This is a genomic window from Janthinobacterium sp. GW823-FHT06H09 (assembly GCF_058794735.1).
The window spans coordinates 290405-315559 of the sequence record NZ_JBXAHC010000005.1; the positions used below are offsets into that span (position 1 = coordinate 290405).

20 protein-coding genes are annotated in these 25155 nt (G+C 63.9%); 11 read left to right on the top strand and 9 right to left on the bottom strand.

Annotated features, from left to right (window positions below):
- The first annotated feature begins 20 nt into the window (after positions 1-20).
- Positions 21-1397, top strand: a complete 1377-nt coding sequence (glmU, locus tag AC1Q6X_RS10485) for a bifunctional UDP-N-acetylglucosamine diphosphorylase/glucosamine-1-phosphate N-acetyltransferase GlmU (RefSeq protein WP_492496796.1) — start codon at positions 21-23, stop codon at positions 1395-1397.
- Between the two features lie 652 nt (positions 1398-2049).
- On the opposite strand, the gene AC1Q6X_RS10490 is transcribed toward glmU, so the two are convergent.
- Positions 2050-2523 (bottom strand): Lrp/AsnC family transcriptional regulator, encoded by a 474-nt coding sequence (locus tag AC1Q6X_RS10490; protein WP_070217697.1) that lies wholly within the window; start codon positions 2521-2523, stop codon positions 2050-2052.
- A 159-nt stretch (positions 2524-2682) separates the two neighbouring features.
- Here AC1Q6X_RS10490 and glmS point away from each other — a divergent pair, with 159 nt between their 5' ends.
- Positions 2683-4512: a glutamine--fructose-6-phosphate transaminase (isomerizing) gene (glmS, locus tag AC1Q6X_RS10495; protein ID WP_070288915.1), complete on the top strand. Its 1830-nt coding sequence runs from the start codon at positions 2683-2685 to the stop codon at positions 4510-4512.
- Between the two features lie 253 nt (positions 4513-4765).
- On the top strand, positions 4766-5809 hold the full coding sequence (locus tag AC1Q6X_RS10500; protein WP_492496798.1) for a serine hydrolase domain-containing protein: 1044 nt from the start codon (positions 4766-4768) through the stop codon (positions 5807-5809).
- A 27-nt stretch (positions 5810-5836) separates the two neighbouring features.
- On the opposite strand, the gene AC1Q6X_RS10505 is transcribed toward AC1Q6X_RS10500, so the two are convergent.
- On the bottom strand, positions 5837-6742 hold the full coding sequence (locus tag AC1Q6X_RS10505; RefSeq protein WP_492496800.1) for a LysR family transcriptional regulator: 906 nt from the start codon (positions 6740-6742) through the stop codon (positions 5837-5839).
- 127 nt (positions 6743-6869) lie between these two features.
- On the opposite strand from AC1Q6X_RS10505, the gene msuE reads away from it, so the two are divergent.
- From msuE to AC1Q6X_RS10520, 3 genes are all read left to right on the top strand, one after another.
- A complete protein-coding gene (gene msuE / locus AC1Q6X_RS10510; protein ID WP_492496802.1) occupies positions 6870-7451 on the top strand; it encodes an FMN reductase in 582 nt (193 codons plus the stop codon).
- 70 nt (positions 7452-7521) lie between these two features.
- Positions 7522-8502: a DUF1852 domain-containing protein gene (locus tag AC1Q6X_RS10515; RefSeq protein WP_409027494.1), complete on the top strand. Its 981-nt coding sequence runs from the start codon at positions 7522-7524 to the stop codon at positions 8500-8502.
- A gap of 23 nt (positions 8503-8525) precedes the next feature.
- A complete protein-coding gene (locus AC1Q6X_RS10520) occupies positions 8526-9551 on the top strand; it encodes a methionine synthase (protein WP_492496805.1) in 1026 nt (341 codons plus the stop codon).
- A gap of 262 nt (positions 9552-9813) precedes the next feature.
- On the opposite strand, the gene AC1Q6X_RS10525 is transcribed toward AC1Q6X_RS10520, so the two are convergent.
- From AC1Q6X_RS10525 to AC1Q6X_RS10540, 4 genes are read right to left on the bottom strand one after another with little or no spacing between them, the layout of a single operon-like run.
- Positions 9814-12522 (bottom strand): bpX6 domain-containing protein, encoded by a 2709-nt coding sequence (locus AC1Q6X_RS10525; RefSeq protein ID WP_492496807.1) that lies wholly within the window; start codon positions 12520-12522, stop codon positions 9814-9816.
- A complete protein-coding gene (locus tag AC1Q6X_RS10530; protein WP_492496809.1) occupies positions 12512-14323 on the bottom strand; it encodes a hypothetical protein in 1812 nt (603 codons plus the stop codon). Before AC1Q6X_RS10530 ends, AC1Q6X_RS10525 begins: the two co-directional genes overlap by 11 nt.
- Positions 14320-14736 carry a bpX5 domain-containing protein gene (locus AC1Q6X_RS10535; protein WP_492496811.1) on the bottom strand — a complete coding sequence of 139 codons (417 nt, stop codon included), beginning with the start codon at positions 14734-14736 and terminating at the stop codon, positions 14320-14322. Before AC1Q6X_RS10535 ends, AC1Q6X_RS10530 begins: the two co-directional genes overlap by 4 nt.
- A complete protein-coding gene (locus AC1Q6X_RS10540; protein ID WP_070288923.1) occupies positions 14736-15857 on the bottom strand; it encodes an AAA family ATPase in 1122 nt (373 codons plus the stop codon). The genes AC1Q6X_RS10535 and AC1Q6X_RS10540 overlap by 1 nt, the downstream gene beginning before the upstream one ends.
- Before the next feature lie 371 nt (positions 15858-16228).
- Between AC1Q6X_RS10540 and AC1Q6X_RS10545 the strand changes: the two genes are divergently transcribed.
- A complete protein-coding gene (locus AC1Q6X_RS10545) occupies positions 16229-18694 on the top strand; it encodes a DUF3772 domain-containing protein (RefSeq protein ID WP_492496814.1) in 2466 nt (821 codons plus the stop codon).
- 10 nt (positions 18695-18704) lie between these two features.
- Here AC1Q6X_RS10545 and AC1Q6X_RS10550 read toward each other — a convergent pair whose 3' ends face one another.
- On the bottom strand, positions 18705-19193 hold the full coding sequence (locus AC1Q6X_RS10550; protein ID WP_070223321.1) for a DUF2938 domain-containing protein: 489 nt from the start codon (positions 19191-19193) through the stop codon (positions 18705-18707).
- A 63-nt stretch (positions 19194-19256) separates the two neighbouring features.
- Between AC1Q6X_RS10550 and AC1Q6X_RS10555 the strand changes: the two genes are divergently transcribed.
- From AC1Q6X_RS10555 to AC1Q6X_RS10570, 4 genes are all read left to right on the top strand, one after another.
- Entirely contained in the window at positions 19257-19901 is a 645-nt protein-coding gene (locus tag AC1Q6X_RS10555; RefSeq protein ID WP_492496816.1) for an ArsR/SmtB family transcription factor, read from the top strand.
- The gene (locus tag AC1Q6X_RS10560) at positions 19898-20413 is read left to right on the top strand and encodes a ClbS/DfsB family four-helix bundle protein (protein WP_275527878.1); all 516 of its coding nucleotides are present in this window, start codon (positions 19898-19900) and stop codon (positions 20411-20413) included. Before AC1Q6X_RS10555 ends, AC1Q6X_RS10560 begins: the two co-directional genes overlap by 4 nt.
- Before the next feature lie 96 nt (positions 20414-20509).
- Positions 20510-22225 (top strand): NAD+ synthase, encoded by a 1716-nt coding sequence (locus AC1Q6X_RS10565; RefSeq protein WP_492496818.1) that lies wholly within the window; start codon positions 20510-20512, stop codon positions 22223-22225.
- Complete coding sequence (locus tag AC1Q6X_RS10570; protein ID WP_492496820.1) at positions 22222-23277, top strand: bifunctional nicotinamide-nucleotide adenylyltransferase/Nudix hydroxylase; 1056 nt, start codon at positions 22222-22224, stop codon at positions 23275-23277. Before AC1Q6X_RS10565 ends, AC1Q6X_RS10570 begins: the two co-directional genes overlap by 4 nt.
- Before the next feature lie 22 nt (positions 23278-23299).
- Here AC1Q6X_RS10570 and AC1Q6X_RS10575 read toward each other — a convergent pair whose 3' ends face one another.
- Positions 23300-24133 carry a hypothetical protein gene (locus AC1Q6X_RS10575; protein ID WP_162995800.1) on the bottom strand — a complete coding sequence of 278 codons (834 nt, stop codon included), beginning with the start codon at positions 24131-24133 and terminating at the stop codon, positions 23300-23302.
- 115 nt (positions 24134-24248) lie between these two features.
- On the bottom strand, positions 24249-25151 hold the full coding sequence (locus tag AC1Q6X_RS10580) for a LysR family transcriptional regulator (protein ID WP_070223312.1): 903 nt from the start codon (positions 25149-25151) through the stop codon (positions 24249-24251).
- Between the last annotated feature and the right edge of the window lie 4 nt (positions 25152-25155).

Genomic DNA, 25155 nt, shown 5'->3' on the forward strand with positions numbered 1-25155 from the left:
AACTTATAAAATTACGGTCTATGAACGTTGTCATTCTCGCTGCCGGTATGGGCAAACGCATGCAGTCGGCACTGCCCAAGGTATTGCACCCGTTGGCGGGCAAGCCGCTGTTGTCGCACGTCATCGACACGGCGCGCGTCCTGGCGCCGTCCCGATTATGCGTGATTTACGGCCATGGGGGCGCAGCGGTGCTGAAGTTGCTGGACGGCTACAAGACCAAGCAAGACCTGGCGGTCGACGCGGCGGAACAAACGCAGCAGCTGGGCACCGGTCATGCCGTGCAGCAAGCGGTGACGTTGCTGGATGACAGCGTGCCCACCCTGATCCTGTACGGCGACGTGCCGCTGACCAGCGCCGCTTCCCTGCAGCAACTGGTGCAGGCGGCCGGCAAGGACAAGCTGGCCATTTTGACCGTGGAACAGGACGATCCCTTCGGCCTGGGCCGCATCGTGCGCGAGCACGGCGCCATCGTGCGCATCGTCGAGGAAAAAGATGCCACGCCAGACGAGCGCGCCATCCGCGAGATCAACAGCGGCATCATGGTCGCGCCCACCGTGCAGCTGAAGCAATGGCTGTCGGCCTTATCGAATGACAATGCGCAAGGGGAATACTATCTGACCGATATCGTCGCCCAGGCCGTCGCCGACGGCGTGGCCGTCACCTCGGCCCACCCGGCGGCCGTGTGGGAAGTGGCGGGCGTCAACAGCAAGGTGCAACTGGCCCAGCTGGAACGCATCCACCAGAACAATATCGCGCAAGCCTTGCTCGAGCGCGGCGTGACCTTGCTGGACCCGGCCCGCATCGATGTGCGCGGCGAACTCATTTGCGGCCGCGATGTCACCATCGACGTCGGCTGCGTATTTGAAGGCCGCGTGGAACTGGGCGACGGCGTGCGCGTGGGCGCCAACAACGTCATCATCAATGCCACCGTGGCCGCCGGCGCGCACATCAAGCCCTTCTGTCATCTCGAGGATGCCGTCGTCGGCGCCGCTTCCATCATCGGCCCTTACGCGCGCCTGCGCCCGGGCACGGTTCTGGCGGAAGACGTGCACATCGGCAACTTCGTCGAAGTGAAAAACAGCCAGGTCGCCGCGCACAGCAAGGCCAACCACCTGGCCTACATCGGCGACGCCACCATCGGCTCGAAGGTCAACATCGGCGCCGGCACGATCACCTGCAACTACGATGGCGTGAACAAGTTCCGCACGGTGATTGAAGACGACGCCTTCATTGGCAGCGACAGCCAGCTGATCGCGCCCGTCACCGTCGGCAAGGGCGCCACCCTGGGTGCCGGCACGACCTTGTCGAAAGATGCGCCGGCCGGCAAGCTGACGGTCTCGCGCGCGCGCCAGGTGACCATCGACGGCTGGACGCGTCCCGTGAAAATCCCCAAGTAAGCGATATCGCCCTCACCCGGCATGACGCCGCCAGCCTGTCCGGGTTGGCGGCGTTTTTTTGCGCCTGTGGATAATCCTGTGGAAAGCTGGCTGGTAACCTGGGATAAGTCGCAGCTTTATTTCCATCAAGTATTTCTGCTGTATTTTGGTGTGTGGATAAACATGTGAACAAGCAGGCGGACAAGCGATGGATAAGCCCGGTATAAGCTGCATATAAATGGTGAAAAACCTGTGGAAAAGACGGGATAAGTTATCTGGCGAAGTTTGGCGCCTGAGGAGGCAAGCTAGTCTCGCAGACTATGAAAGTAGCTTCATATTTTTGCTTGTCTGGATTGTGGATAAGCTTGTGCGTAATTGGATAATAAGTCATGAATAACTTATAAGTCATTGTATTGCAAGGATATTTAAGACAAATTTGTAAAGCCTTGCTGTGGGTAAAGCTGTGCAAAAGCCTGTGATTAAAGCGTGGGCAAACGCTGGATAAGCCGGGATAAGTTTTATCCGGGAACTGATGTCTATTTATTGAAAGGCCTCATGCGCGGCTGGATGGCGGCGGCCGTGGAAATCCGTGATTTTCATACTGTGGATAAACTTGTGCATAAGCGGGCGGAAAGGCTGGGATAAGCGGGGATAACTTCTCTTCCAGCCGGATTTATACCGCGATGCGCGTCTCGAACTTGCTGCGAAACGTGGAAAAATAGCTTTTTACGTTGCGCACATTCGCGTGCGCGGCAAACAGGCGGTGCGCCAGCGCGTGGTAGGCGGGCATGTCGGCAACCTGCACCATCAGCACGAAGTCGGGCCCGGGCGAGACGCGGTAGCATTGCAGCACGGCGGGCTCGTCCGCCACGAGTTGCTCGAATTCGGCCATGCGCTCCGCCGCCTGCACGTCGAGCGTGATTTCCACGATGGCCGTCAGGCGCGCGCCCACCAGCTGCGGCGCGACGATGGCCACTTGCCGCTCGATGACGCCGCTTTCCCGTAAATGCTTGACCCTGCGCAAACATGTGGGCGCCGAGACGTGTACGGCTTGCGCCAGCTCGCTGTTGGTTTGCGACGCATCAATTTGCAAGGCATTCAGGATGCGACGATCGATTTCATCGAGGGTAATATTGTGCTCGCTCATAATTTTGATGAATTGGAAAATATCGAGTATAAATGAAATAATATTTCACCGTGAAATAGTCATGAAATATTCGGTCAAAAATATGCGGATTTAGAAAGCATATTTCACGCACTCTGCATTAGCATGCGTGCATTGATTAAATTTTAGACAGAGGTTTCCATGTGCGGCATCGTCGGCGCGGTAGCGCAACGTAATATCACTCCCATCCTGGTCGAAGGCTTGAAGCGCCTGGAATACCGCGGCTACGATTCCTGCGGCATCGCCCTGCATGCGGATGGCCGGCTGCAGCGTTCGCGTTCCACCGCGCGTGTGGCCGAGCTGGAAAAGCAGATCGCCGAAGAAGGCTTGAGCGGTTTTACGGGCATCGCCCACACGCGCTGGGCCACGCATGGCGCCCCTGTTTCGTTCAATGCCCACCCGCACTTTTCCCCGACGGAAGAGAACGCCCGCGTGGCGCTGGTGCATAACGGCATCATCGAAAACCATGACGAACTGCGCGCCGAACTGACGGCCCTCGGTTACGTCTTCCAGAGCCAGACGGACACGGAAGTGATCGCCCACCTGGTCGAGCACATGTATAACGGCGACCTGTTCGAGACCGTGCAGCAGGCCGTGAAACGCCTCGACGGCGCGTATGCGATCGCTGTCTTCTGCCGCGACGAGCCGCACCGCGTGGTCGCCGCGCGCCAGGGCTCGCCCCTGATCGTCGGCCTGGGCAATGGTGAAAACTTTGTCGCGTCGGACGCCATGGCGCTGGCCGGCACGACGGACCAGATCATCTATCTGGAAGAAGGCGACGTGGTCGACCTGCAATTGTCGCGCTGCTGGATCGTCGACGTCGACGGCAAGCCCGTCGAGCGCGAAGTGAAAACCGTGCACGCCCACACGGGCGCGGCCGAGCTGGGCCCGTACCGCCACTACATGCAGAAGGAAATCTTCGAGCAGCCGCGCGCCATCGGCGACACGCTCGAAGGCGTGACGGGCATCATGCCGGAACTGTTCGGCGATGACGCGTATAAAATCTTCAAGCAGATCGACCGCGTGCTGATCCTCGCCTGCGGCACCAGCTCGTATGCGGGCATGACGGCCAAGTACTGGATCGAGTCGATCGCCAAGGTGCCCGTCAGCGTGGAAGTGGCCAGCGAATACCGCTACCGCGACAGCGTGCCGCATCCGAACACCCTGGTCGTCACCATTTCGCAAAGCGGCGAAACGGCCGACACCCTGGCCGCCCTGAAACATGCGCGCAGCCTCGGCATGCAGCACACCCTGACCATCTGCAACGTGGCCACCAGCGCCATGGTGCGCGAATGCGCCTTGGCCTACATCACGCGCGCCGGCGTGGAAGTGGGCGTGGCGTCGACCAAGGCGTTTACGACGCAGCTGGCCGGCCTGTTCCTGCTGACGCTGTGCCTGGCGCAAGTCAACGGTCACCTGTCCGAAGAGCAGGAAGCGGCGCACCTGAAAGCCATGCGCCACCTGCCCGTCGCCATCGCGTCCGTGCTGGCGCTCGAGCCGCAGATCATCGCCTGGTCCGAAGAATTCGCCCGCAAGGAAAACGCCCTCTTCCTGGGCCGCGGCATGCACTACCCGATCGCCCTGGAAGGCGCCTTGAAACTGAAGGAAATCTCGTACATCCACGCCGAAGCGTATCCGGCAGGTGAACTGAAGCACGGCCCGCTGGCCCTGGTGACGAATGAAATGCCCGTCGTTACCATCGCGCCGAACGACGCCCTGATCGAAAAGCTCAAATCGAACATGCAGGAAGTACGCGCCCGCGGCGGCCAGCTGTACGTCTTCGCCGACGTGGACTCGCGCATCAGCTCCGGCGAAGGCCTGCACGTCATCCGCCTGCCCGAGCACTACGGCGATTTGTCGCCTATCCTGCACGTGGTCGCGCTGCAATTGCTCGCGTATCACACGGCATTGGCGCGGGGCACGGATGTGGACAAGCCAAGGAATCTGGCGAAGTCGGTGACGGTGGAGTAAGCCTGGCGGGGGCCGCCCCGGGCCACCAGGAATAGAAAGAAAACGCCACCTCCGGGTGGCGTTTTCTTTTAGTCTGGAAAACCATGCGCGTGACTTTTTTCTGTCACCGCTGAAGCCATTGTGCGAGAATGCCCCTCCCCCTTCGATGGTGCGCATGATGAGTAAACTCGCCGCAATCCTGACTGGAATGACACTCGTGCTGGCAGCTTGCAAGCCCGCAGCCACGGCACCTGCGCATGACATTCCTGCGGCCATGCGCCAGACCGCGACCGCCCTGCTGCAGTCGCCATTGCTGCACGCGACCTCGATTGCTGTCGTGTATCGCGGCAAGCAATTCATGCTGCATCAAGGCGAGCTGGAGACCGGCAAAGCCAATCCGCCGGACGATACGACGCTGTATGAAATCGGTTCGGTCAGCAAGACTTTTGCCGGCCTGCTGCTGGCGAACGCCGTGCTCGATGGGAAGGCGGCGCTCGACGATCCCATACAAAAGTACCTGCCAGCCGCCTACCCGAACCTGCAGTCGCAGGGGCAGCCCATACGCTTGCGCCATTTGATCACGCACACGAGCAATATGCCGGGCATGCTGCCCTTGCAGGTGAACACGGTCCTGAAGGATTTCACGGCACATGCCACGCCGGCAAAGCTCAATGCCGCCTATGCCAACTACGGACAACGGCAATTCTGGCAGGACTTGCACACCGTCAGCATCAAGGGGCCGCTCGGCAAGGACTACGCCTATTCCAGCGCCGGTACCGAACTCGTGGCGCACACGCTCGAAACAATCTATGGCATGCCCTATGACGTCCTGCTCACGCAATGGCTCGCGCGCGAAGCGGGCATGCAGGATACCAGGCTGAGCATCACCGCCGCGGATGCCGGCCGGCTGGCGCCGGGCTACCACAGCGACAATCCCGTCGTCACCACGCCGATGCCGCAACTGCCCTGGGGGGCGGCAGGCAACCTGAAGTCGACCATGCCGGACATGGCGAAATACCTGCGCCTGCAATTGAGCGCCCATCCCGCCGTTGTTGAATCGCACCAGCCGCTGGTCCGTTTTCAGGATGACTTCAGCATTGCTTATTTCTGGAACATCGGCAGCAATCGCCAGCTGGGCACGCATTATGTGCACCATGGCGGCGTGCCCCGTGCGCAAAGCTACGCCTACATCGTTCCCAAGTATCAGCTTGGCGTCTTCATCATCACCAACCAGAGCGGCGACGCTACGGCCGGCGCCATGGAAAGCGCGCTGGCGCGTCTTTTCGACACCGTGGAAGCCATGGAAGGCGCGCGGTAGCCGGCCCCAGTGAACACGCGCGCGTGCTTAGCTTCCTTGCGTAATCGCAATGACAGGCTGGCGCGCCAGTGCGATGAAGGCGCGCACGTAGTCGATGGCGGTGTCCGTCTCGCGTGCGCCCAGGAAGATCTGCTTGGCGATGCCGCGCGCGCCCAGGCGCACCGGCACCACGTCCATCTTGGCCGCGTATTCCTCGACCAGCCAGCGCGGCAGGGCGGCCACGCCGCGGCCGCTGGCCACCATCTGCAGCATGATGTCGGTCGTTTCGATGGCTTTGTGGCGCTTGGGCGTGACACCGGCCGGCAAGAGGAATTGATTGTAAATATCCAGGCGCTCGATGTCGACGGGGTAGCTGATGAGCACTTCCTGCGTCAGTTGCCGGGGCTGCACATACGCCGCCCCAGCTAGCGCATGGCCCTTGGCCACGACGAGCACCTGCTCGTAGTCGAACACGGGTTCGAAGGCCAGCCCCGGCTTGTACAGCGGGTCGGGCGTGACCAGCAGGTCGATCTCGTAGCCGAACAGCGCGCCGATGCCGCCGAACTGGAACTTTTGCTTGACGTCCACATCCACGTCGGGCCATGCGGTCAGATACGGCGACACCACTTTGAGCAGCCATTGGTAGCAGGGGTGGCATTCCATGCCGATGCGCAACGCACCGCGCTCGCCCTGCGCGAACTGGCCCAGGCGCTCTTCGGCCAGGTCCAGTTGCGGCAGCACCCGGTTCGCCACCGCCAGCAGATACTGGCCGGCCTGCGTCAGGCGCAAATTTCTCCCTTCGCGCAGCCAGACGTCGGTGCCCAACTGCTGTTCCAGCTTCTTCATGCTGTGGCTCAGGGCCGACTGGGTCAGGTGCAGCACGCCTGCGGCGGCCGTCAACGAGCCCTGTTTTTCGACCTGCTGGACGATGCTGAGGTGGATGCGTTCAAGCATTGGAATGAGCCATATTCATGGATGTATGAAATATGACCATTATACTTCATCGATTTCCCCCGCTATCATCCACTTCCCTGTTGCCGGCGTTCTTCGCCTTCGCGCATCCATCCCTATGAAAGCAACCATGACACGTCCATTGCGTATAGTCGCCGTTTCCGGCGGGCTGCAACGCCCTTCCAAGGCGGCAGCCCTGGCCGAGCACCTGATGGACCTGATCGCCGACGAAGTGCTGTGCGAACAACGCCTGGTCGAACTGGGCCAACTGGCGCCGCAGCTGGCCGGCGCCGTCTGGCGCTCGCAGCTGCCCGAGACGGTGGAGCGGGAACTTGCTGCCGTCGAGCAAGCCGACATCGTGGTGGTGACCACACCGGTCTATCGCGGCGCCTACACGGGACTGTTCAAGCACTTCTTCGACTTCATTCATCAGGATGCCTTGATCGACAAGCCCGTCCTGCTGGCGGCCACCGGCGGCAGCGAGCGCCATGCCCTGATGATCGATCACCAGCTGCGGCCCCTGTTCAGCTTTTTCCAGGCACGCACCTTGCCGCTGGGCGTCTATGCGACCGACAAGGATTTCCTCGACTACCGTCTGCAGGACGAGGCGCTGCTCCAGCGGGCCGCACTGGCGGTGCAACGGGCCTTGCCCTTGATCGCATTGACGCGCCATGCGAGTTCGGCCACGGCTGACGAGCTGGCCGTAGCCTGAGACGCATCACCGCGGGCACCAAGCAATTAACACATTCACCTTTTCGCAGAATTCAGGACAGCAGAACACCATGAGCAACGACTTTGTATTCAGCATTAAAAGCATTGTTTTCGATGAAAACTATCACCCATCGGACAATACGCGCCTGACGACCAACTTTGCCAATCTGGCCAGGGGAAAGAGCCGCCAGGAGAACTTGCGCAACACCCTGAAAATGATCGACAGCCGCTTCAACAGCCTGGCGCACTGGGACAACCCGAACGCTGACCGTTACTCTGTCGAGCTCGAAATCATTTCCGTCGAGCTGAATATCGATGTCAAAGGCGGCAATATCCCGTTGATCGAGATATTGAAGCCGAATATCCTGGATAAAAAAACCGGACAACGCATCGACGGCATTGCGGGGAATAACTTTTCCTCATACGTGCGCGATTACGACTTCAGCGTGGTGCTGCCAGAGCACAACAATAATCAATCCGCATTCAGTGCACCCGATGATTTCGGCGATTTTCATGGCAAGCTGTTCAAGCACTTTGTCAGATCCGATGCTTATCAAGAGCGTTTCAGCAAGCCGCCGGTCATTTGCCTCAGCGCTTCGAGCAGCAAGACCTATCAGCGCACGGAAAACCAGCACCCCATCCTGGGCGTCGAGTATCAGCAAAACGAGTTCTCCTCGACGGATGCCTATTTCGAAAAAATGGGCATGCAAGTGCGCTATTTCATGCCGCCAAACAGCGCCGCGCCACTGGCTTTCTATTTTATCGGCGACCTGCTGGCCGACTACAGCAATCTTGAACTGATCGCCACCATCAGCACGATGGAAACCTTTCAAAAGATTTACCGGCCCGAAATTTACAACGCCAATGCTGCGGCGGGGAAATGCTATCAGCCCAGCCTGAAGAATCAGGATTATTCGTTGACGCAAATTGTCTATGACCGGGAAGAGCGCAGCCAGCTGGCTGTCAAGCAGGGCAAATATACGGAAGAGCACTTCATCAAGCCATACAAGCATGTTCTTGAACAATGGGCTGCCGCCACGCTCGCTGATTAATCCCAATACACGAAATCACCATCATGAAAAAATTATTGCCTACTTCCACTGCCGGCAGCTTGCCCAAACCTTCCTGGCTGGCGCAGCCTGAAAAGCTGTGGTCGCCCTGGAAATTACAGGACGAGGAATTGATTGAGGGAAAACAGGATGCCTTGCGTTTGTCGCTGCAGGAGCAGCAGCAGGCAGGCATCGATATCGTCAGTGATGGCGAGCAGACCCGCCAGCATTTTGTCACCACGTTTATCGAGCATCTGAGCGGCGTCGATTTCGACAAACGCGAGACCGTCCGCATTCGTGACCGCTACGATGCGAGCGTGCCGACCGTCGTGGGCGCCGTGAGCCGCACCAAGCCGGTGTTTGTCGACGACGCCAGGTTTTTACGTCAGCAAACCAGCCAGCCGATCAAATGGGCGCTGCCAGGTCCGATGACGATGATCGATACGCTGTATGACAGCCACTATAAAAGCCGCGAAAAACTGGCCTGGGAATTCGCCAAGATCCTCAATCAGGAAGCGCGGGAACTGGAGGCGGCCGGCGTCGACATCATCCAGTTTGACGAACCCGCTTTCAATGTGTTCTTCGATGAAGTGAACGATTGGGGCATCGCCACCCTGGAGCGGGCGATCGAAGGGCTCAAATGCGAAACGGCCGTGCATATTTGCTATGGCTACGGCATCAAGGCCAATACGGACTGGAAAAATACGCTGGGCTCCGAATGGCGTCAATACGAGGAATCGTTCCCCAAGCTGCAGCAATCGAATATCGACATCATCTCGCTCGAATGCCACAACTCGCGCGTGCCGATCGACCTGATTGAACTCATACGCGGCAAAAAAGTGATGGTCGGCGCCATCGACGTGGCCAGCAATACCATTGAAACGCCGGAGGAAGTGGCCAACACCCTGCGCAAGGCGCTGCGCTTTGTCGATACCGACAAGCTCTACCCCAGCACCAACTGCGGCATGGCGCCCTTGGCGCGTGGCGTGGCAAGAGGCAAACTCAATGCGCTCAGCGCGGGCGCGGCAATCATCCGCAGAGAACTCGCCTAAGTAACCCCCAATAAATTATTGTGATTTCTGACTTCCATAACCGGCGCTCTGCGGCGTTGCCCGCTGCTAGCAGTGCTCGCACTGCGTCGCAGCGGGCGCCTTGCATAGCATCCGGTTCTGTTCGTCATAAATTCGCAATAATTTCCTGAGGATTACTTAGCAGGAGGTGAAATACGGTCCCGGTGCGTCTTCCGGGGCGACGCACCGATTCCTTTCCCGACATCCCCAATATGTTCGGGTATCCGATTAACCCGGCACGCGTCTACGCCAGCGTCAAGGTGTGCACCTGGCTGTTTTCGCAGTCGATATCGATCAGCCGGCCCGCGTCGTCGCACAGCAGGATGTGGCCGTCATTGACATGCACGCGTGCCGCATCGCATTCGTCCAGCCGCAATTGGGCCAGGACGGTTCCCGTTCCCCCATCGGCCACCAGGCATTCCATGGGGCTGTCGTCGTCGAGGTGGCTGCGCACCATCAGCAAGCCTGCCGCCTGGGTCACCTCGGGAACCGAGGCAATCGCCTGCAACGGTAGCGTCAAGGGCGCAGTGGCGCCGCCGTGATGCACTTGCAGGTAGCGAGGCCCGTCATCCCCCATGATGCAGACCAGGGTGGGCGCATCGCGCGCGCTATGCGGCAGCAGCGCCAGCACTGGATCGCGTGGATGCGGGAAGCTGTCGCGCTGCAGCAGGCGGCGCGCGGGCAATTGATAGCGCCATTGCTGGATGCCTTCTGCCGTCGCCAGCAGCAAGGTCTGTACGCCAGGCTCTTCCTGGAAGGCGACCACCCGCCCTGGCAAGTCGGCCACTTGCCAGCTCACCGCCAACTGATCCTTGCTGCTGTCGATGGCGACGAGGCGGTTGTCGATCACCGCGTTCCAGATCAGGCCGTCATAGTTGTCGGCCCAGAAGCGCAGTGGCTGGATGATCCAGTCCGACACTTTGCGCGCGATCAAGTCGATGCGGCTGACGCGCCACATGCTGTCGCGCTGCACCAGCGCCAGCGCACGCTGGCCGCCGGCCGCCATCACCAGCCGCGTCGCCGGCACTGGGAACTGCGCCAGTTGCCGGCCATGCCGGTCGATGCGCACCACGCCGCCCTCGCCCAGCGCCAGCAGGTAATGGCCGTCCGGCAGGCGCCGGGCATCATGGATCGTCAACAGGCCGCGTTCGGCCAGATGCACCCGCAGCGGCTTGCGGCGCTTGCGCAGCTCCTGGGGCGGCACCATGGCAGGCAGGGTCAATGCCGACAGATCGGCCCGCAGGACGGCGCCGTCGGACAGTGACAGCAGCTTGGTCATTGCCTTCTTGTCGAATGCGATACGTTCGCCCATGCGGTCGGCCAGCAAGGGGTGCATGAGTTCCGCCGCCACGCGTCGGGTGGCGGGCGAATGCAGCGACAGCGCCAGCAATTCCGTGCCCAGGCGCATGCGCTGCTGCGCGCCTTCGTCGCTGTCGTCGTCGAGCAGCTGCAGCACGGCCGCTTCGCTGTCGGCCAGGCTGGCTGGCAGCAAGGCCAGCTTTTTGAGGAGGGCACGCATGCCCAGCACGCCCCCCGTGCGCTCGCCTTCCAGCAGCCATGCCAGCGCCTTGTCCTGCTGCTCCGGCAATGGCCAGATGGCTTCCGCCGCTTCGCTCAGCTGGCCGCGCATGGCCAGATCCTCGGCCCATAGCAAGCGCATCTCCGGTGCCTGCGGACTCTTGCGCCGTTCCAGCAACTGGACCGCCGCGGCAAACGCTTGGCCGAGCCGGGCCAGCTTCACCGCCCGTTCGACGTCGCCTGCCATGCACCACAGGCGCACGGCGACTTCCGGCGCCAGCTCCATGGTTTCCGCCAGCTGCGCGGCTTGCTTGATGCGGCCCTTTTTCTCCAGATAGTCGACTGCCTCGCTACCGCACTTGAGCAGTTCCGCCAGCACGTAGGTGGCTTCGTCGATCTTGCCTTCACGATCGAGCCGCTCAAAGGTGGCGCGGTAGGTCGCGCGCAAGTATTGCTCCAGCTCGCCGCCGAGGCTGATCGAGCTGCTCGCCTGGCCGGGGCCGGAAATTTCCAGGCTGGTGCGCGGGCGCGGCGTGCCGAAGGCGGGACGGCGCGCTGGCGACAGGGTGTCGAGCGGGATCGCATGGCGCAGGGCTTCTTTCATGTCGCCCTGTTCCAGCAGCTGCATCATCTTGCGCAGATAAGCGGCCTGGCGCCAGCCGATCACCGTGGAGGCGCGCGTCATGATCGCCAGCCGGGTCGCCAGCGCGGCCAGGCGCTGCTGCAGCGCCGATGGCGGTCGCTGTTGCCGGCCGCTGTCCGCCTGCGCGGATGCGGCCTGCTTGCCGCCGCCGAACAGCTTGATCAAGCCCAGCGGTATGGCGCCCAGCAGGACGGCCGCCACGCCCGTCACCGCCAGCGCGATGCCGGCGCCGCGCCGCATGGCCTTGGCGCCGTGCTGCGCCTTGTCCATCTGGCGTAGAAACGCTTCGCGTTTGTCGCTGGGCGGTGCCAGCGCGCCTGCGAAGATGTCGCGCACGGGCAGCGTTTCCAGCAAGGCCGCAGTTGCCGCAGCCGCAGCGGCTGGCGGCGGGCGCAATGGCGCATGCAGGGGAATCGCGCGCAGATCGAGCCAGGCGGCCGGGTCGATACGCGGCGCCGCCGCAAGGCTGATCAGCTGCGCCTGCGCCGCGCGCACCAGCCAGATGCCGGACGGAGGCGTGACCGCCCGTTCGTCCGCCGCCAGTGGCGCGCTGCTGAGGATGCCCGCCTGTTCGCACAGCGGCAAGCCGTCCAGCGCGGCGCACTGGCCGTAGCGCGGCGTCGCCAGCAACAACAGGAAACCATCGTGCACCCGGTGCAGTCGCGCGCCCGGCGCCCAGTGCCGCAGCACGCGGCGGCGCACCTCGGCCTCGCCCAGCAGGGCCAGGTCGAACCACAGCGCATGCACCAGCTGCATGCCGTCATGCAGGGGGCGGCGTATCTTATGACTCATCAATGTCTCGATCGCAGGAAATTTGCAACAGCGGCTGCTCGTCATCGATATGGCGCACGACGAGGGTGCTGCTCTTGGCCGTGATCCAGGCGATGCGCGCGCTGGCAGGATCCATGCTGGCTTGCTGTATCGCTTCGGATGACGTGGCCAGCGTGTAGCGCAGATGGCCGACCCGCAATTCGATGCGGTAGCGGCCCGGATGCAGCACCACCAGGCCGGGCTTGGGGTGTTTTTCGCTGATGGCCACGCCCAGCACGGCGGCGTTGTCGTCGATGTCCATCGCTTCGCCCATGGCGTGGCTGCCGACCCACCAGCGGCTCGGGCCGGTTTTGAGCGCCAGCAGGTTGCCGCTGTGCCCGGCGTGCTCGCCTTTCAAGGCGCCATGCAGCAGCCTGCTGCCTTGTTGCGCGATCCGTTGCATCTTGTACGGGGTCGCATTCTGGCGATGCCAGTGATACAGCTGCACGCCGTCGCCATCGGCGCAGCCGATATACAGCGAGTCGCCCAGCTGGTCAGCGCCGATCACATTGTCGAGCACAGCTCGGAAGGAAACCGTGGACGCCACCTTGTGCGATGCCGCCGGAGCCGCCTGCCAGCAAACCAGCCGTCTTTTGGTATCGAGTACAACGACATGTTCGTAACAATTGACGTTGTGGTTGGCCAGCAGATAGAACGTCTGCAACCATCGTCCCATGCCGGGCGGCGCATGGAATTGTTCCAGCGGCGGCCGGTCGCACATGATCGGTTTGCTGGAAAACAGGGGACCGGGAAAGTTGTGAAAACCCAGCGTGCCGCCGGCCGAGGTAATACAGGACAGCGCCGGCTTGAACACGCCGGCTGCCAGGATGGCGCCATGCTTCGGCGCGGAGATGATGCGCGGCTTGCCGGGTTTGACGGACGCCGACTGGGGCACGTGATAGACGATGGCGCCGCCATTGAGTTGCGGCGCGCACACGAGATTGCCGCCGCTGGCGAAGCGCGGCGCCTGTGCGCGTGACGGCTGGTGGCCGTGGTGATGGATCACGCCCGCTGGCGCGCGCGGCGCAAACGGTTTTCGCAGCAGGCGCACGCCTGTCGGCGCGTCGGGCAATTCCAGTTGCACCGTGCGGTAGTCATGCCGCTGCCGCAGGCTGACATTCAGATGGTTGCCGCAGAGGGCGCGGCGAATCGCCACCCGCTCACGCGCCTGCCTGGGCGCCTCGCCGGCAACGCCGATCAGCCAGCAGTCGGCCAGGTCGCCGCCAAGCCTGGTTTGCCACTGCTCGCGCGCGTTGGCGGGCGCTGCGTGCAGGGTGCGCGACTGGATCAGCTTGCGCAAGCCTTCTTTTTCCGTGTCTTCGGACAGGATACCGGGCAGCTGCCAGATGCCCCAGCTGAACCGGGCGCCAGCCTGCTGCGCGCGGCGCGCCAGCAGGATGAACAGCGCCAAATGTGCGAGACGCGGCTCGCCCAGCTGGGATGGCCCCGCGTCGAACAGCACCACGCTGTGCAGCGAGCGCTGGTGTACCGCCGGCTCGGGGCCGTTGAACAGCAGCTCGCCACTGGCGGCGCGGCGCAGGAATTCATCCGGCTCGGCATCGGCATACACCCATTGCGTCATCAGCAGGCGCTCGTACTGGCCGCGCCGCACGATGTTGCCGATACCGGCCGGATCGGCACCGCGCTCCAGGGTGGCGGTACTGAGTTTGCCGACCAGCGGATGCAGGCGCAGCAGCAGTGCGCCGACGGCGGGCGCCAGGTCGGGCGGAAACAGCGTGAGCCATGGTGCCCACGGCTCGAGTGCGGTTGGCAGCGAGGTCATGCCAACTCCTGGGCCAGCCAGTCCAGCAAGGATGGTGTCAGTGTCTGGGCCGCAGCCAGCGGGAGCAGCAGCTCCGGCGCGGGCCACAGCAGTACCGGGCTGCTGCCGGCCCGTTCGATCAGATTGGTTTGCACCAGGTCTGCCGGCAGCGCCGGCTCCAGATGCGTGTGCGTCCACAGATTCGGGGCTTGCGGATGCGGGGCGCAGTAGCGCGCGCCGTCCACCCATGGCAATGCATCGTTCGCGCCCAGCAGCACCATCAGGTCACGCGTCGCCACCACCGACAAGGCCAGCAACTGGCTGGCAGTGCAGGTGCGCAGGCGCGCCAGCAGCACGGGGGCCAGCGTCGCTGGCGCCACCATGCCGGCCGGCGCCAGCGCGGTGACGCGCGTTTGCCATGCCATCACCGGCATCAGACTGTGCTCGCCGCGGCGATCAACTGCTGGCGGCGCTGCGCCAGTTGCTCGGGTAGTTGCGCGGCATCAAAGTTGGCGTCGATTTCGCGCAGCAGCGCTTCGATGCGCGGGCGGGTATCACCAGCGCCGCTGTTCGCCAATAGCAGGTCGGCGCTTTCGGCCAGGCGCGCCAGCCGCGCCATCGGCTGCTGGGCGGCCTGCTCGACCACCGCGTGCAGCAGTGGATGGCTGGCTTCCGCCAGCAGTTCGCGCAGGATTTCGCGCGCGCTGAGCTGGCCTGCCGCCGTCGGTATCACGTACAGCAGCGGCCACAGGTCGGCGCGGGTGGCCGCCTTGCGGCCGGCCAGCACGGCCGCCGCCGCGATCAGCTGCTGGGCCTTGACGATGCGGCGGTCCGACAGTTGTACCTGGGCCTGGCGCAGCAGGCGGATCGCCTGTGCCAGCGCCAGCCGCACGCCCTCCATGTCGACCTGCGGCACGGCCTGGTTCAGCACGTCGAGGCTGGACAGGTCGAGCATGGCCGTCACCTGGTGCTGGCCGGCAGCCCAACCGCCTGCCAGCAGATCCTCCAGACGGTTGTCGGGCACCGGCTCGACAAACACGTGTAGCAGGAAGCGGTCGGCGAACGCTGCCAGGCCCTCATCCTCGGGTAGCGCGTTGGCGGCGCCGACACAGACCCGCAGCGGGCACTCAATGCGCGTATGGCCGCGCCGGAACTGGCGTTCGTTCAGCAGTCCCAGCAAGGTATTGAGGATGGCGGTCGAGCCAAGGAAAACTTCGTCGAGGAAGGCGATTTCCGCTTCAGGCAGCATGCCGGCGATATCGGTTTCCACCTGGCCCACGCGCAGTTTGCTCAGGTTGACGGGGCCGAACAGCTCGGATGGCTCCGTGAAACGGCCCAGCAGATATTCGAAATACTGTCCGCCAAGGCTCTGCGCCACGCGCCGTACCACAGCGCTCTTCGCCGTGCCGGGGGGACCAATCACCAGCAAATGTTCCCTTGCCACGGCCGCCAGGATCATCAGTTCGGCCAGTTGTTCGCGATCGACCAGGCCTGCGGTGGCCTCGCGAATGGCGGCTCGTAAATGCTGCGCGGCTTGATTCAAAGGCAATGTCATGGGTGCTCGCGTTGATATAGAGAATAATTTAATATTTTAACAAGAAGCTGATATGTTGTCTTGTGGAAATTTTTTGTAAACATCAAGACCATTGCGGTCCCCTGGCCGCCGCTTTTGCGGGCCGCCGGACGGGCATGATACGGGATGGAAATGGCGCCCTGCGGCCGCTGGCTGGCACGGGCTTGCTCTTGCCGCACAAAAATATCCGTCAGCGATCGCAGGAGTGCGCTAGTCTGTCGATGTTTGCCGTACAGTTCAGCAACTCCCGTACTACCCGTCGTTTCCGGCCCCCTGCAGAGGCATTTCACAGCCGCGCACGCCGGTGCGATGCCGTCTTGATACCACTTGTCTCACCTGGCCCATAGGAGCGCATGATTTCATTCCGTACCCCCCACTGTTTGTCCGCGCGCCCGCGCCGGCGCGGCTGGCTGCTGCCGCTGCTATTGAGCCTGCTCCTGGCTTGTTCCTTATCCACACCTGCCGCCTGGGCGCAACCAGTCGATGACGCCGCCACGGCCGACCAGCGCCTCGACGGCTTGCGCAAGCAGATTACAACCATCCAGAAGGCGCTCGATGGCGAGGCGGAGCTCGATGACGCGACCCTGTCGCAGATGCGCGCCGATGCGCTGGCGGCCAGCGCCGAGGCCGACAAGGTGGCCGATGCGCTCGTGCCCACGCTGTCGAGCGTGCAGGCGCGGCTGGCCGAGCTGGGCAAGCCGGCGGCGGGCACGAAAGACGCCCCCGACGTGGCGGCCCAGCGCAGCCAGCTGGACCGCACCAGCAGCGCGCTCGATGCGCAGGTGAAATTGGCGCGCTTGCTGGCCGTGGAAGCGACGCAGGCGTCGGAGCAAGTGTCGACGGTGCGCCGCGCGCAGTTGCAGGCGCGCCTGGGTGAACGCACGGCGTCGATACTGGCCGGTTCGTTCTGGAAGCAACTGCATGCGGAATTGCCGCAGAATCTGCAGCGCCTGCGGGCGCTGGAGGGGGAATTGACGAACGCGGCAAGCGCCACGCCGTGGTCGGCCTGGGGTGGCTTGCTGGCCGGCATCGTGGCCGTGTTCGGCGCCAGCGTCTGGGCTTCGCGCTATCTGTTGGTGATCACGGCCACGCGCGTGCCGCATGGCCGTTTGCGCCGTTCGCTGCATGCGCTGGCCGTGCTGGTGCTGGCGGCGGCCACGCCGGGCCTGGTGGCCGAATTGCTGGCCATGGGGCTGCGCTGGGATGGCGGTCTGTCCGAAAAAACCTCGACTTTCCTCAGCAGCTTGATCGGCATCATCTGTTTTGCCGGCTTTACGGCAGGGCTCGGCCACGCGCTGCTGTCGCCGCGCCGTGTATCGTGGCGCTTGCTGCCCCTGCCCGATGCGCTGGCGCACCGCATGCGCAATTTTCCATCGATGTTTTCCTTCATCGTCGTGCTCGTGTGGGCCACGGAACGGGTCACCATCGTCATCAATGCGGGTTTGTCGACGGCCGTGGCCGTCAACTGCATCGTCGCCCTGGTGATGAGCACGACCATCGCCTACGGCCTGATGCGCGCCGAGCGCTGCTGGCGACAGTTGCGCGAGGCCGATCCCGCCACCCTGGTCACGCCGCTGTGGCTGCGCTGCGTCACGGTGCTGCTGTGGCTGGCGCTGGCATCGAGCGTCATCAGCTTGCTGGTCGGCTATGTGGCGTTCGGCAGTTTTATTGCCAAGCAAATCGCCTGGGTCATCGTGGTGCTGTGCAGCACCTATCTGCTGACGGTACTGGTCGACGATATCTGCATGCTGCTGGCCTCGACCCCGCCCCCGCCGGACGCCGCCCATCCTGTGCTGGCCACGCCCAAGGCGCGCGACCAGGCGGCCGTGCTGCTGTCGGGCATCGGCCGCGCCATCGTCGTACTGCTGGCCCTGATGCTGCTGCTGGCGCCGTTTGGCGAAGGTCCGGGCGAGCTGTTCCAGCGCGTGGGCAAGCTGCAGGATGGCCTGGCCATCGGCGAGGTGGCGATCCGCCCGGCCGCCATGATCCAGGCGCTGCTGGTGCTGGTCGTCGGCTTTATCGCGCTGGGCCTGTTCAAGCGCTGGCTGCAAAACAGTTATTTGCCGACCACCAATCTCGATACCGGCATGCAAGTGTCGTTCATCACCCTGTTCGGCTACATCGGCGGCGTGCTGGCCGTGGCGCTGGCCCTGTCGGCGGCCGGCATCGGCCTGGAACGCATCGCCTGGGTGGCGTCGGCCTTGTCGGTGGGTATCGGTTTCGGCTTGCAGGCGGTGGTGCAGAACTTCGTTTCCGGCTTGATCCTGCTGGCCGAGCGCCCTGTGAAAGTGGGCGACTGGGTCTCGCTCGGCGGCGTGGAGGGCGATATCCGCCGCATCAATGTGCGCGCCACGGAAATTCAGCTGAGCGACCGTTCGACAGTGATCGTGCCGAACTCGGAATTCATTACCAAGACGGTGCGCAATGTCACGCTGGCCAATCCGCTGGGCCTGGTGCAAGTCAAGCTGCCGCTGCCGCTGGGCACGGATGCGCAGGAGGCGCGCGCGCTGATCCTGTCCGTCTTTGTCGACAATCCCGACGTGCTCGATACGCCGGCGCCCAGCGTACAGCTCGATGGCATCGACAATGGCCTGTTGTTGTTCAACGCCACCGGCTTTGCCTCGTCGCCGCGCCTGACATCGGGCATCCGCAGCGCGCTGCTGTTCGAACTGCTCAAGCGCCTGGACGATGCGCACATCGCGATCGCCAAGCCCAGCACGATGGTGCTGAGCACCTTGCCGGCGCAGCCCGAGGCGCCGGCCATGTCAGCGGTGGCCGCCGCACCGGCACCGGCGCCCGTGCCGCCGCTGACGAGCTAGTCGGTACAAGTCAGCGCACGGTCGACCACAGCAGGGCCGCCAGGTACAGGCCGATGCCGAACGCCGTGTGCGCCATCAGGCTGCGCAGGCGGGCGGCCGCCGGATGCGGCGTTTTGCTGGCGGCCAGGCCGGCGCCCATGCCCGGCTGCAAGATGCAAAACGGCGCGGCCACGCTCACCAGGCCCGCCAGCAAGGCCGGCGCGAACGTCGGCCCTTGCACCCACTCCCGTCCCACCAGCGCCAGCAGCACGGCCGCAAACAGCACGCCGATGGCGTAATGGGCCGTCCAGCCCAGGATGGCTTCATCGCGCACGGGCGCCGCCTGGGCGATGTTGACGTGGGTGAAGGTACCGCGCGGAAGATGGCCGAGCCAGCGTCCCACCATCGCCAAGTTCAGCGAGGGTATGCACCAGAAACGTTTTAACGCCACCGCCCACACGTCCATCACCGCCGTCGCGCCCACGCCGATCGCCAGGGCATCGAGCCAGAGTATTTGCATCGTGTCTCCCTTATAACATTCAATTGATTGCTTGAATGTTATAAGGGTGCTAGCATCGTGTCAATGAAAAATGCCGATATCGAACTCCTCACCGGTTCCGCCGGGTTTGCCCATATTTTAGGCAGCGCGCCGCGCTTGCGCCTGCTCGAGCAGATCGCGCACGGCGAGTATGCGGTGGAGCAGCTGGTGGAGTTGACGGGCTTGTCCGTGGCGAATACCTCGCAGCATTTGCAACAGTTGCGGCGCGCCGGTTTCGTGCAGGCGCGACGCGACGGCAAGCGCGTGCTGTACCGGCTCGGTAACGGTCCTGTCATGCAGTTGCTCGCTGCGCTGGACGTGTATGCGCAGCACCAGCGCAGCGAATTGCAGGCGCTGGGCCGGGGCGACCACGTGGAAGCGATCACGGGCGACGAACTGCTGGAACGCATGCAGGAAGCCAGCATCACCGTGCTCGACGTGCGGCCCGCGCAGGAATTTGCCGCCGGCCACTTGCCCGGGGCGATCAATATTCCGTTTGACGACTTGCAGCGCCGCCTGGGCGAATTGCCCGCGAACGCGGAGATCGCCGCCTACTGCCGCGGCCCGTACTGCGTGCTGTCCGTGCAAGCCGTGGCGGCCTTGCGCCAGCACGGCTTGCAGGCGCGCCGTCTGGGCAGCGGCTACGACGACTGGCAGGCGGCCGGCTTGCCTGTCGTGAAGGCGGCATGATGGCGATTCCGAACAGCAAGCAGGAACTGGTCGACGCCATCAACAGCACGTACGCCAAGCTGATGCAGGAGCTGGCACGCGTGCCGCCGGCCTTGGCGCGCGATCCCGTGCTGGAGGGGCAAGTGAAAGGCACGCGCATGAGCGTGTGCGATCTGCTTGCCTATCTGGTGGGCTGGAACGAGCTGGTCTTGCACTGGCACGCCCAGCTGCGCGACGGCAAACGCATCGAGGATATCGCCTTTCCCGCCGAAGGTTTCACGTGGAACGCTCTGGGAAAACTGGCGCAGCGCTTTTATGCCGACTATGCTGAACTGGGCATGGACGACTTGCTGCAGCGCCTGGAGCAGGCGAAAAACCAGCTGCTGGCGCTGGTCGACGCGCACGACGACGCGCAATTGTATGGCCAGCCCTGGTACACGCATTACACGATGGGGCGCATGATCCAGTTCAATACGGCGTCGCCGTATGCGAACGCGTGCACGCGCTTGCGGGCCTGGCGCAAGACCTTGTAGCGCAGCGACTGGCAGGCTTGCACGATTGCATCAGTACGCTCAGAAAACTTTTCAGGCAGGATAGTGGTTTCAAGCGGAACCAATTGAAGGATCACCATGCTGACCATCGCCCTCGCCCAGATGAATCCCACCGTGGGCGACTTCGACGCCAATGTCGCCGCCATCACCGCGCGCATGGCCCGCGCCAGCAGCGATGGCGCCGACTTGCTCGTGTGCCCCGAACTGTCGCTGTGCGCGTACTACCCGGGCGACCTGTTCGAAGATGCCGCCTTCCTGCGCGGCCTGCAGCAGGCGCTGAACAAGCTGCTGGAAGCGTCCACGCGCTGGCCGGCGCTGGTCACCGTCATCGGCACGGCGCGGCCCAACCCCGGCGTCGGCAAGCCCCTCTACAACGCCTTGCTGGCCATCCGCGACGGGCATATCGTGGCCGAATACTACAAGCAGCTGCTGCCGACCTACGGCATCTTCGACGAGGGCCGCCATTTCGAGCCGGGCCCGCCCGGCGCCTGCACCCTCGATATCGCCGGCTGCAAGGTCGGTTTCATGATTTGCGAGGATGGCTGGAACGACGACGGCCGCGCCTACGCTGTCAACCCGTTCGAGGCCCTGCATGCGGCGCGGCCCGATCTCATCGTCAGCATCAACGCCAGCCCGTCCGACATCGGCAAGCGCGCGCAGCGCCACGCCGTGTTTGGCGCCGCCTGCCAGCGCGTGAATCTGCCCCTGCTGTTCGTCAACCAGGTGGGCGGCCAGGATCAGCTCGTGTTCGACGGCGCCTCGTTCGCCATCTCGCCGGGCGTCGGCGTGCAATTCGAGGCGGCCCGCTTCGTCGAGGATTTTCAATTGCTGCGTTTTGCCGATGGGCGTTTCGCGCAGAAGGACGGCGCGGCGTTTCCCGTGCCGGACCCGGACGGCATCCCCGCCGTCGAATTTGCGCGCCGCCAGATCGTGCTCGGCTTGCGCGACTACGCGCGCCGCTGCCGTTTTACGCAAGTCGTTGTCGGCTGCTCGGGCGGCATCGATTCGGCACTGACCCTGGCCCTGGCCGTCGAAGCGCTCGGCGCGGACAACGTGGTGGCGATCACCATGCCGTCCGTGTTTTCCAGCGCCGGCTCCGTCACCGATTCCGTCGCCCTGTGCGCCAACCTCGGCATCGCCCTGACCACGCACCCGATCCGCGACATCGTGGCGCAGTATGAAGCCGGCTACGCGGCCGCCTTCGACGGCAAGCTGCAGGGACTGCCGCTGGAAAACCTGCAGGCGCGGGTGCGCGGCACGATATTGATGGAATACTCGAACGCGTTCGGCGCCCTGCTGCTCACCACCGGCAACAAGAGCGAAATCTCGGTCGGCTACTGCACCCTGTACGGCGACACGAACGGGGGCCTGGGCTTGATCGGCGACCTGTATAAAACGGAGGTCTTCGCCCTGTCGCGCCACCTCAACGCCAGCGCCGGGCGCGAACTGATTCCTGTGGCCGTGCTGGAGAAACCGCCGTCGGCGGAGCTGGCGCCGGGCCAGCGCGACACCGACAGCTTGCCGCCATACCCGGTGCTCGATGAAATTCTGAAGTGGCATATCGAGGGACGGCGTTTGCCGGCGGCCGAAAGCGCACAGGCGCTGACCCTGGTCGACCAGCTGCGCGAGACGGACGAGGGGCGCGCGCTCGTGACGCGCATCCTCGGCATGGTCGCCCGCAACGAATACAAACGGCGCCAGGCGGCGCCCATCATCCGCGTGCGTTCGCGCGCCTTTGGCAGCGGCCGTCAATTGCCGATCGCCGCCCACTACCCGACCGGAGACGACGCATGACCTTATCCTATGGCGCCGACGCGGCCATCCTGATCGGCCGTTTCCAGCCTTTTCATAACGGCCATGCCGGCTTGCTGCAGAAGGCACTGACGACGGCCGCGCAAGTGGTGGTGGTGCTCGGTTCCGCCTTCCATGCGCGCAGCCCGAAGAACCCGTTTACGTGGCAAGAGCGGGCCGCCATGATCGCCGCCACCCTGCCCGAGGATCAGCGCGCGCGCGTGCATTACGTGGCCGTGCGCGATTACTACGACGATGGCCTGTGGGCCGACGCCGTGCGGCGCGCCGTGGCGGGCGCCGTGGCCACGGCGCAGCGCATCGCCCTGGTGGCCTGCTTCAAGGACGCCACCAGTTATTACCTGCACCACTTTCCCCACTGGCAGCTGCTCAATCTGGAGATCGATCCTGGCGCACCGATAGGCGCGACGGCCATCCGCAACGTGCTGTTCGAGGCGGAAGACGTCGACGTGTCGCTGAGCGCCGTGGCGCAGCTGCTGCCGGCGGCCATCGGCCAGTATCTGAAAGCGTGGACCTTGCTGCCGTGGTATGCGCCGCTGGTGCAGGAATACCGTGCCATCGAAGCGTACAAGGCGCGCTGGAAAGTGGCGCCGTATGCGCCCATCTTCACGACCGTCGATGCGCTGGTGCAGACGGGCGGCCACGTGCTGCTCGTGCGCCGCGGCGGCTATCCGGGCAAGGGCCTGTGGGCCTTGCCGGGCGGCTTTCTGGAGCCGCGCGAACGGCTGTTGCAGGGGGCACTGCGCGAGCTGGCGGAAGAAACCCAGCTGGGCGTGCTGGCGCCCACCCTCGTCGAGGCGCTGGTGGGCGTGGCCGTGTTCGACCACCCGGACCGCAGCCAGCGCGGGCGTACCATCACGCACGCGCATTATTTCGACCTGAAGACGCGCCAGTTGCCGGCCGTGACGGCGGCCGACGATGCGGCGCTGGCGCAGTGGGTGCCCGTGGCGTCGCTGCCGGCCATGGAAGAGCAATTCTTCGAAGACCACTTCCACATCCTGAACCACTTCCTCAAGCTTACGCAAGAGGGGCGCTGAGGGGCGCAAACCCCTCAGCGCGTCAGGACGTCATGCGTTCCCAGCCATGCTTGATGGCCGCCTTGAAGTTGTCCCACGCCGACTGGGGATACGTGTGCTCCCACGTGGAACGCAGGTCCGCTTCCACCTCGTCCCATGGACGGCCCCGGTAGCTGTCGCTGTTGGCCATGGAATGGCCATAGCGGTAGGCGGGATCGTAGTCCTCGAAGCGCGCGCCGGTGGCGACATAGGTGGCGCTCCAGTGGCTGCGGTAGTACTGCTCGTCGTCGTAGCTGGTGCCGGGCAGGTTATCGGCGCCGGGATAGCGGCGCACGTTGGCGCCCGCGCCGGACGACGGCGGCGGCGACGCCATGTCGCTGGCAAACTGCTGCGACCCTGGCGCCTCGTTCATATTGCCGGCGGACGTGCCTTGCTGCGATGGCGCGCCGGACTGCATGCTGGCGCCCTGGCGCCTCGCGCTGTCGTCTTGCGGCGCGCCTTGCCAGCCGCCGGCGCGCCAGTGCTCGGCGTGCGCATCGATGTCGAGCGGCGCGTAGCGCTCGACGAGGTCGGTGGCGCGCTGGATATCGGCGTCGCTTGCTCCTTCCAGGGTCAGCACGACATGCCCGCGCCGCACGGCTTCCGCATAGATGTGGCGGTCGGCGTGGCTGCCGAACAGGTCCGTGAAGAAATGCTTGATGTTGTCGAGCAGGCTGTCGCTGTCGTCGCGGCGGATATTTTCCGTGGCGGAAAATTCGTCGCTGCCCGCATCGTGCAGGCGGATGTTGGCGCTGGGAAATCCCGCCGTGATCAGGTCGTGCCGGGCGCGCTCGGCCATGTCGCGCACGGCGAAAACTGCTGCCAATGTATGTGCCATGATGGTCTCCATTCGATGAACAACGTCCCTTCAGTGTAGGCCGTACACACCGAAAGGGGCGCCCGTTTGCCCCTTGGAAATCGTTGACCTCATCAAATATTGACGAATTGAAATCTCAGTCGGGCGCGCCCACGAACGCGCGCAAAAAGTCGATAAAGGCGCGCACCTTTTCCGCAATATGCTGGGTGTTCGGATACACGGCATACACGCCCTGTTCCGGGAAGACGACGTCGGGCAGCAGACGGCGCAGGCGTCCCGCGCGCACCTCCCCTTCCACCAGCCACTGCGGCAGCAGGGCCACGCCGCAGCCGCCCAGGGCAAAGCCCAGCAGCGCCGAGGCGGAGTCGGAATGGATGGCGGCGTCGTCCTGCACGGCGAAGGCGGCGGGGCCGTCGGGTGTCTGTACGTCCCAGCGCAGCGGCGAGGCCAGGCGGCTGTGCGCCAGCCAGCGCGCGCGCTGCAAGTCGTCCAAGGTGGCGATCTTCGTGCCGGGCCGGCTGGCCAGGTAGGCGGGCGAGGCGACGGGCCAGATCGCGTACGGCTCGATCAGCGCGGCGCGGTAACTCGAATCGTTGAGGGAACCCATGCGGATGGCCAGGTCATAGCGGCCCGAGATCAGATCTTCGTGCGACGACGACGACGAATGCTGGATCTGCAACTGCGGATGGGCGGCGGCAAAGGCGATCAGCGCGGGGATCACCGTGCGGCTGCCGTATTCAACGGTGGTGGTCAGGCGCAGGGTGCCGCGTAAGCCTTGCTGGCCCTGGCGCGCCGTCTCGATGGCGCCATGCGCTTCGCTCAGCACGCGCTGGCAATCCTCGTAAAAGCGCCGCCCCACGTCCGTCAGCGCCAGGCTGCGCGTGCTGCGCGTGAGCAGCGACACGCCCAGCTCCGCCTCCAGCTGTTTCAAATTAAAACTGACGACGGCCTTGCTCTGGCCCAGCACGGCGGCGGCAGCCGTCAGGGAGCCGGCGTCGACGATGGCAATGAAAATACCCAGGCGGTCAAGACTGATCATAGAT

Excerpts from the sequence above, each read along its gene's own strand:
- AC1Q6X_RS10580 (WP_070223312.1), bottom strand. The coding sequence starts at position 25,151 with ATGATCAGTCTTGACCGCCTGGGTATTTTCATTGCCATCGTCGACGCC.
- AC1Q6X_RS10535 (WP_492496811.1), bottom strand. The coding sequence starts at position 14,736 with ATGCCGGTGATGGCATGGCAAACGCGCGTCACCGCGCTGGCGCCGGCC.
- AC1Q6X_RS10570 (WP_492496820.1), top strand. The coding sequence starts at position 22,222 with ATGACCTTATCCTATGGCGCCGACGCGGCCATCCTGATCGGCCGTTTC.
- AC1Q6X_RS10540 (WP_070288923.1), bottom strand. The coding sequence starts at position 15,857 with ATGACATTGCCTTTGAATCAAGCCGCGCAGCATTTACGAGCCGCCATT.
- AC1Q6X_RS10550 (WP_070223321.1), bottom strand. The coding sequence starts at position 19,193 with ATGCAAATACTCTGGCTCGATGCCCTGGCGATCGGCGTGGGCGCGACG.
- AC1Q6X_RS10555 (WP_492496816.1), top strand. The coding sequence starts at position 19,257 with ATGAAAAATGCCGATATCGAACTCCTCACCGGTTCCGCCGGGTTTGCC.
- AC1Q6X_RS10505 (WP_492496800.1), bottom strand. The coding sequence starts at position 6,742 with ATGCTTGAACGCATCCACCTCAGCATCGTCCAGCAGGTCGAAAAACAG.
- msuE (WP_492496802.1), top strand. The coding sequence starts at position 6,870 with ATGACACGTCCATTGCGTATAGTCGCCGTTTCCGGCGGGCTGCAACGC.
- AC1Q6X_RS10545 (WP_492496814.1), top strand. The coding sequence starts at position 16,229 with ATGATTTCATTCCGTACCCCCCACTGTTTGTCCGCGCGCCCGCGCCGG.
- glmU (WP_492496796.1), top strand. The coding sequence starts at position 21 with ATGAACGTTGTCATTCTCGCTGCCGGTATGGGCAAACGCATGCAGTCG.
- glmS (WP_070288915.1), top strand. The coding sequence starts at position 2,683 with ATGTGCGGCATCGTCGGCGCGGTAGCGCAACGTAATATCACTCCCATC.
- AC1Q6X_RS10515 (WP_409027494.1), top strand. The coding sequence starts at position 7,522 with ATGAGCAACGACTTTGTATTCAGCATTAAAAGCATTGTTTTCGATGAA.
- AC1Q6X_RS10575 (WP_162995800.1), bottom strand. The coding sequence starts at position 24,133 with ATGGCACATACATTGGCAGCAGTTTTCGCCGTGCGCGACATGGCCGAG.
- AC1Q6X_RS10560 (WP_275527878.1), top strand. The coding sequence starts at position 19,898 with ATGATGGCGATTCCGAACAGCAAGCAGGAACTGGTCGACGCCATCAAC.
- AC1Q6X_RS10490 (WP_070217697.1), bottom strand. The coding sequence starts at position 2,523 with ATGAGCGAGCACAATATTACCCTCGATGAAATCGATCGTCGCATCCTG.
- AC1Q6X_RS10530 (WP_492496809.1), bottom strand. The coding sequence starts at position 14,323 with ATGACCTCGCTGCCAACCGCACTCGAGCCGTGGGCACCATGGCTCACG.
- AC1Q6X_RS10565 (WP_492496818.1), top strand. The coding sequence starts at position 20,510 with ATGCTGACCATCGCCCTCGCCCAGATGAATCCCACCGTGGGCGACTTC.
- AC1Q6X_RS10500 (WP_492496798.1), top strand. The coding sequence starts at position 4,766 with ATGCGCCAGACCGCGACCGCCCTGCTGCAGTCGCCATTGCTGCACGCG.
- AC1Q6X_RS10520 (WP_492496805.1), top strand. The coding sequence starts at position 8,526 with ATGAAAAAATTATTGCCTACTTCCACTGCCGGCAGCTTGCCCAAACCT.
- AC1Q6X_RS10525 (WP_492496807.1), bottom strand. The coding sequence starts at position 12,522 with ATGAGTCATAAGATACGCCGCCCCCTGCATGACGGCATGCAGCTGGTG.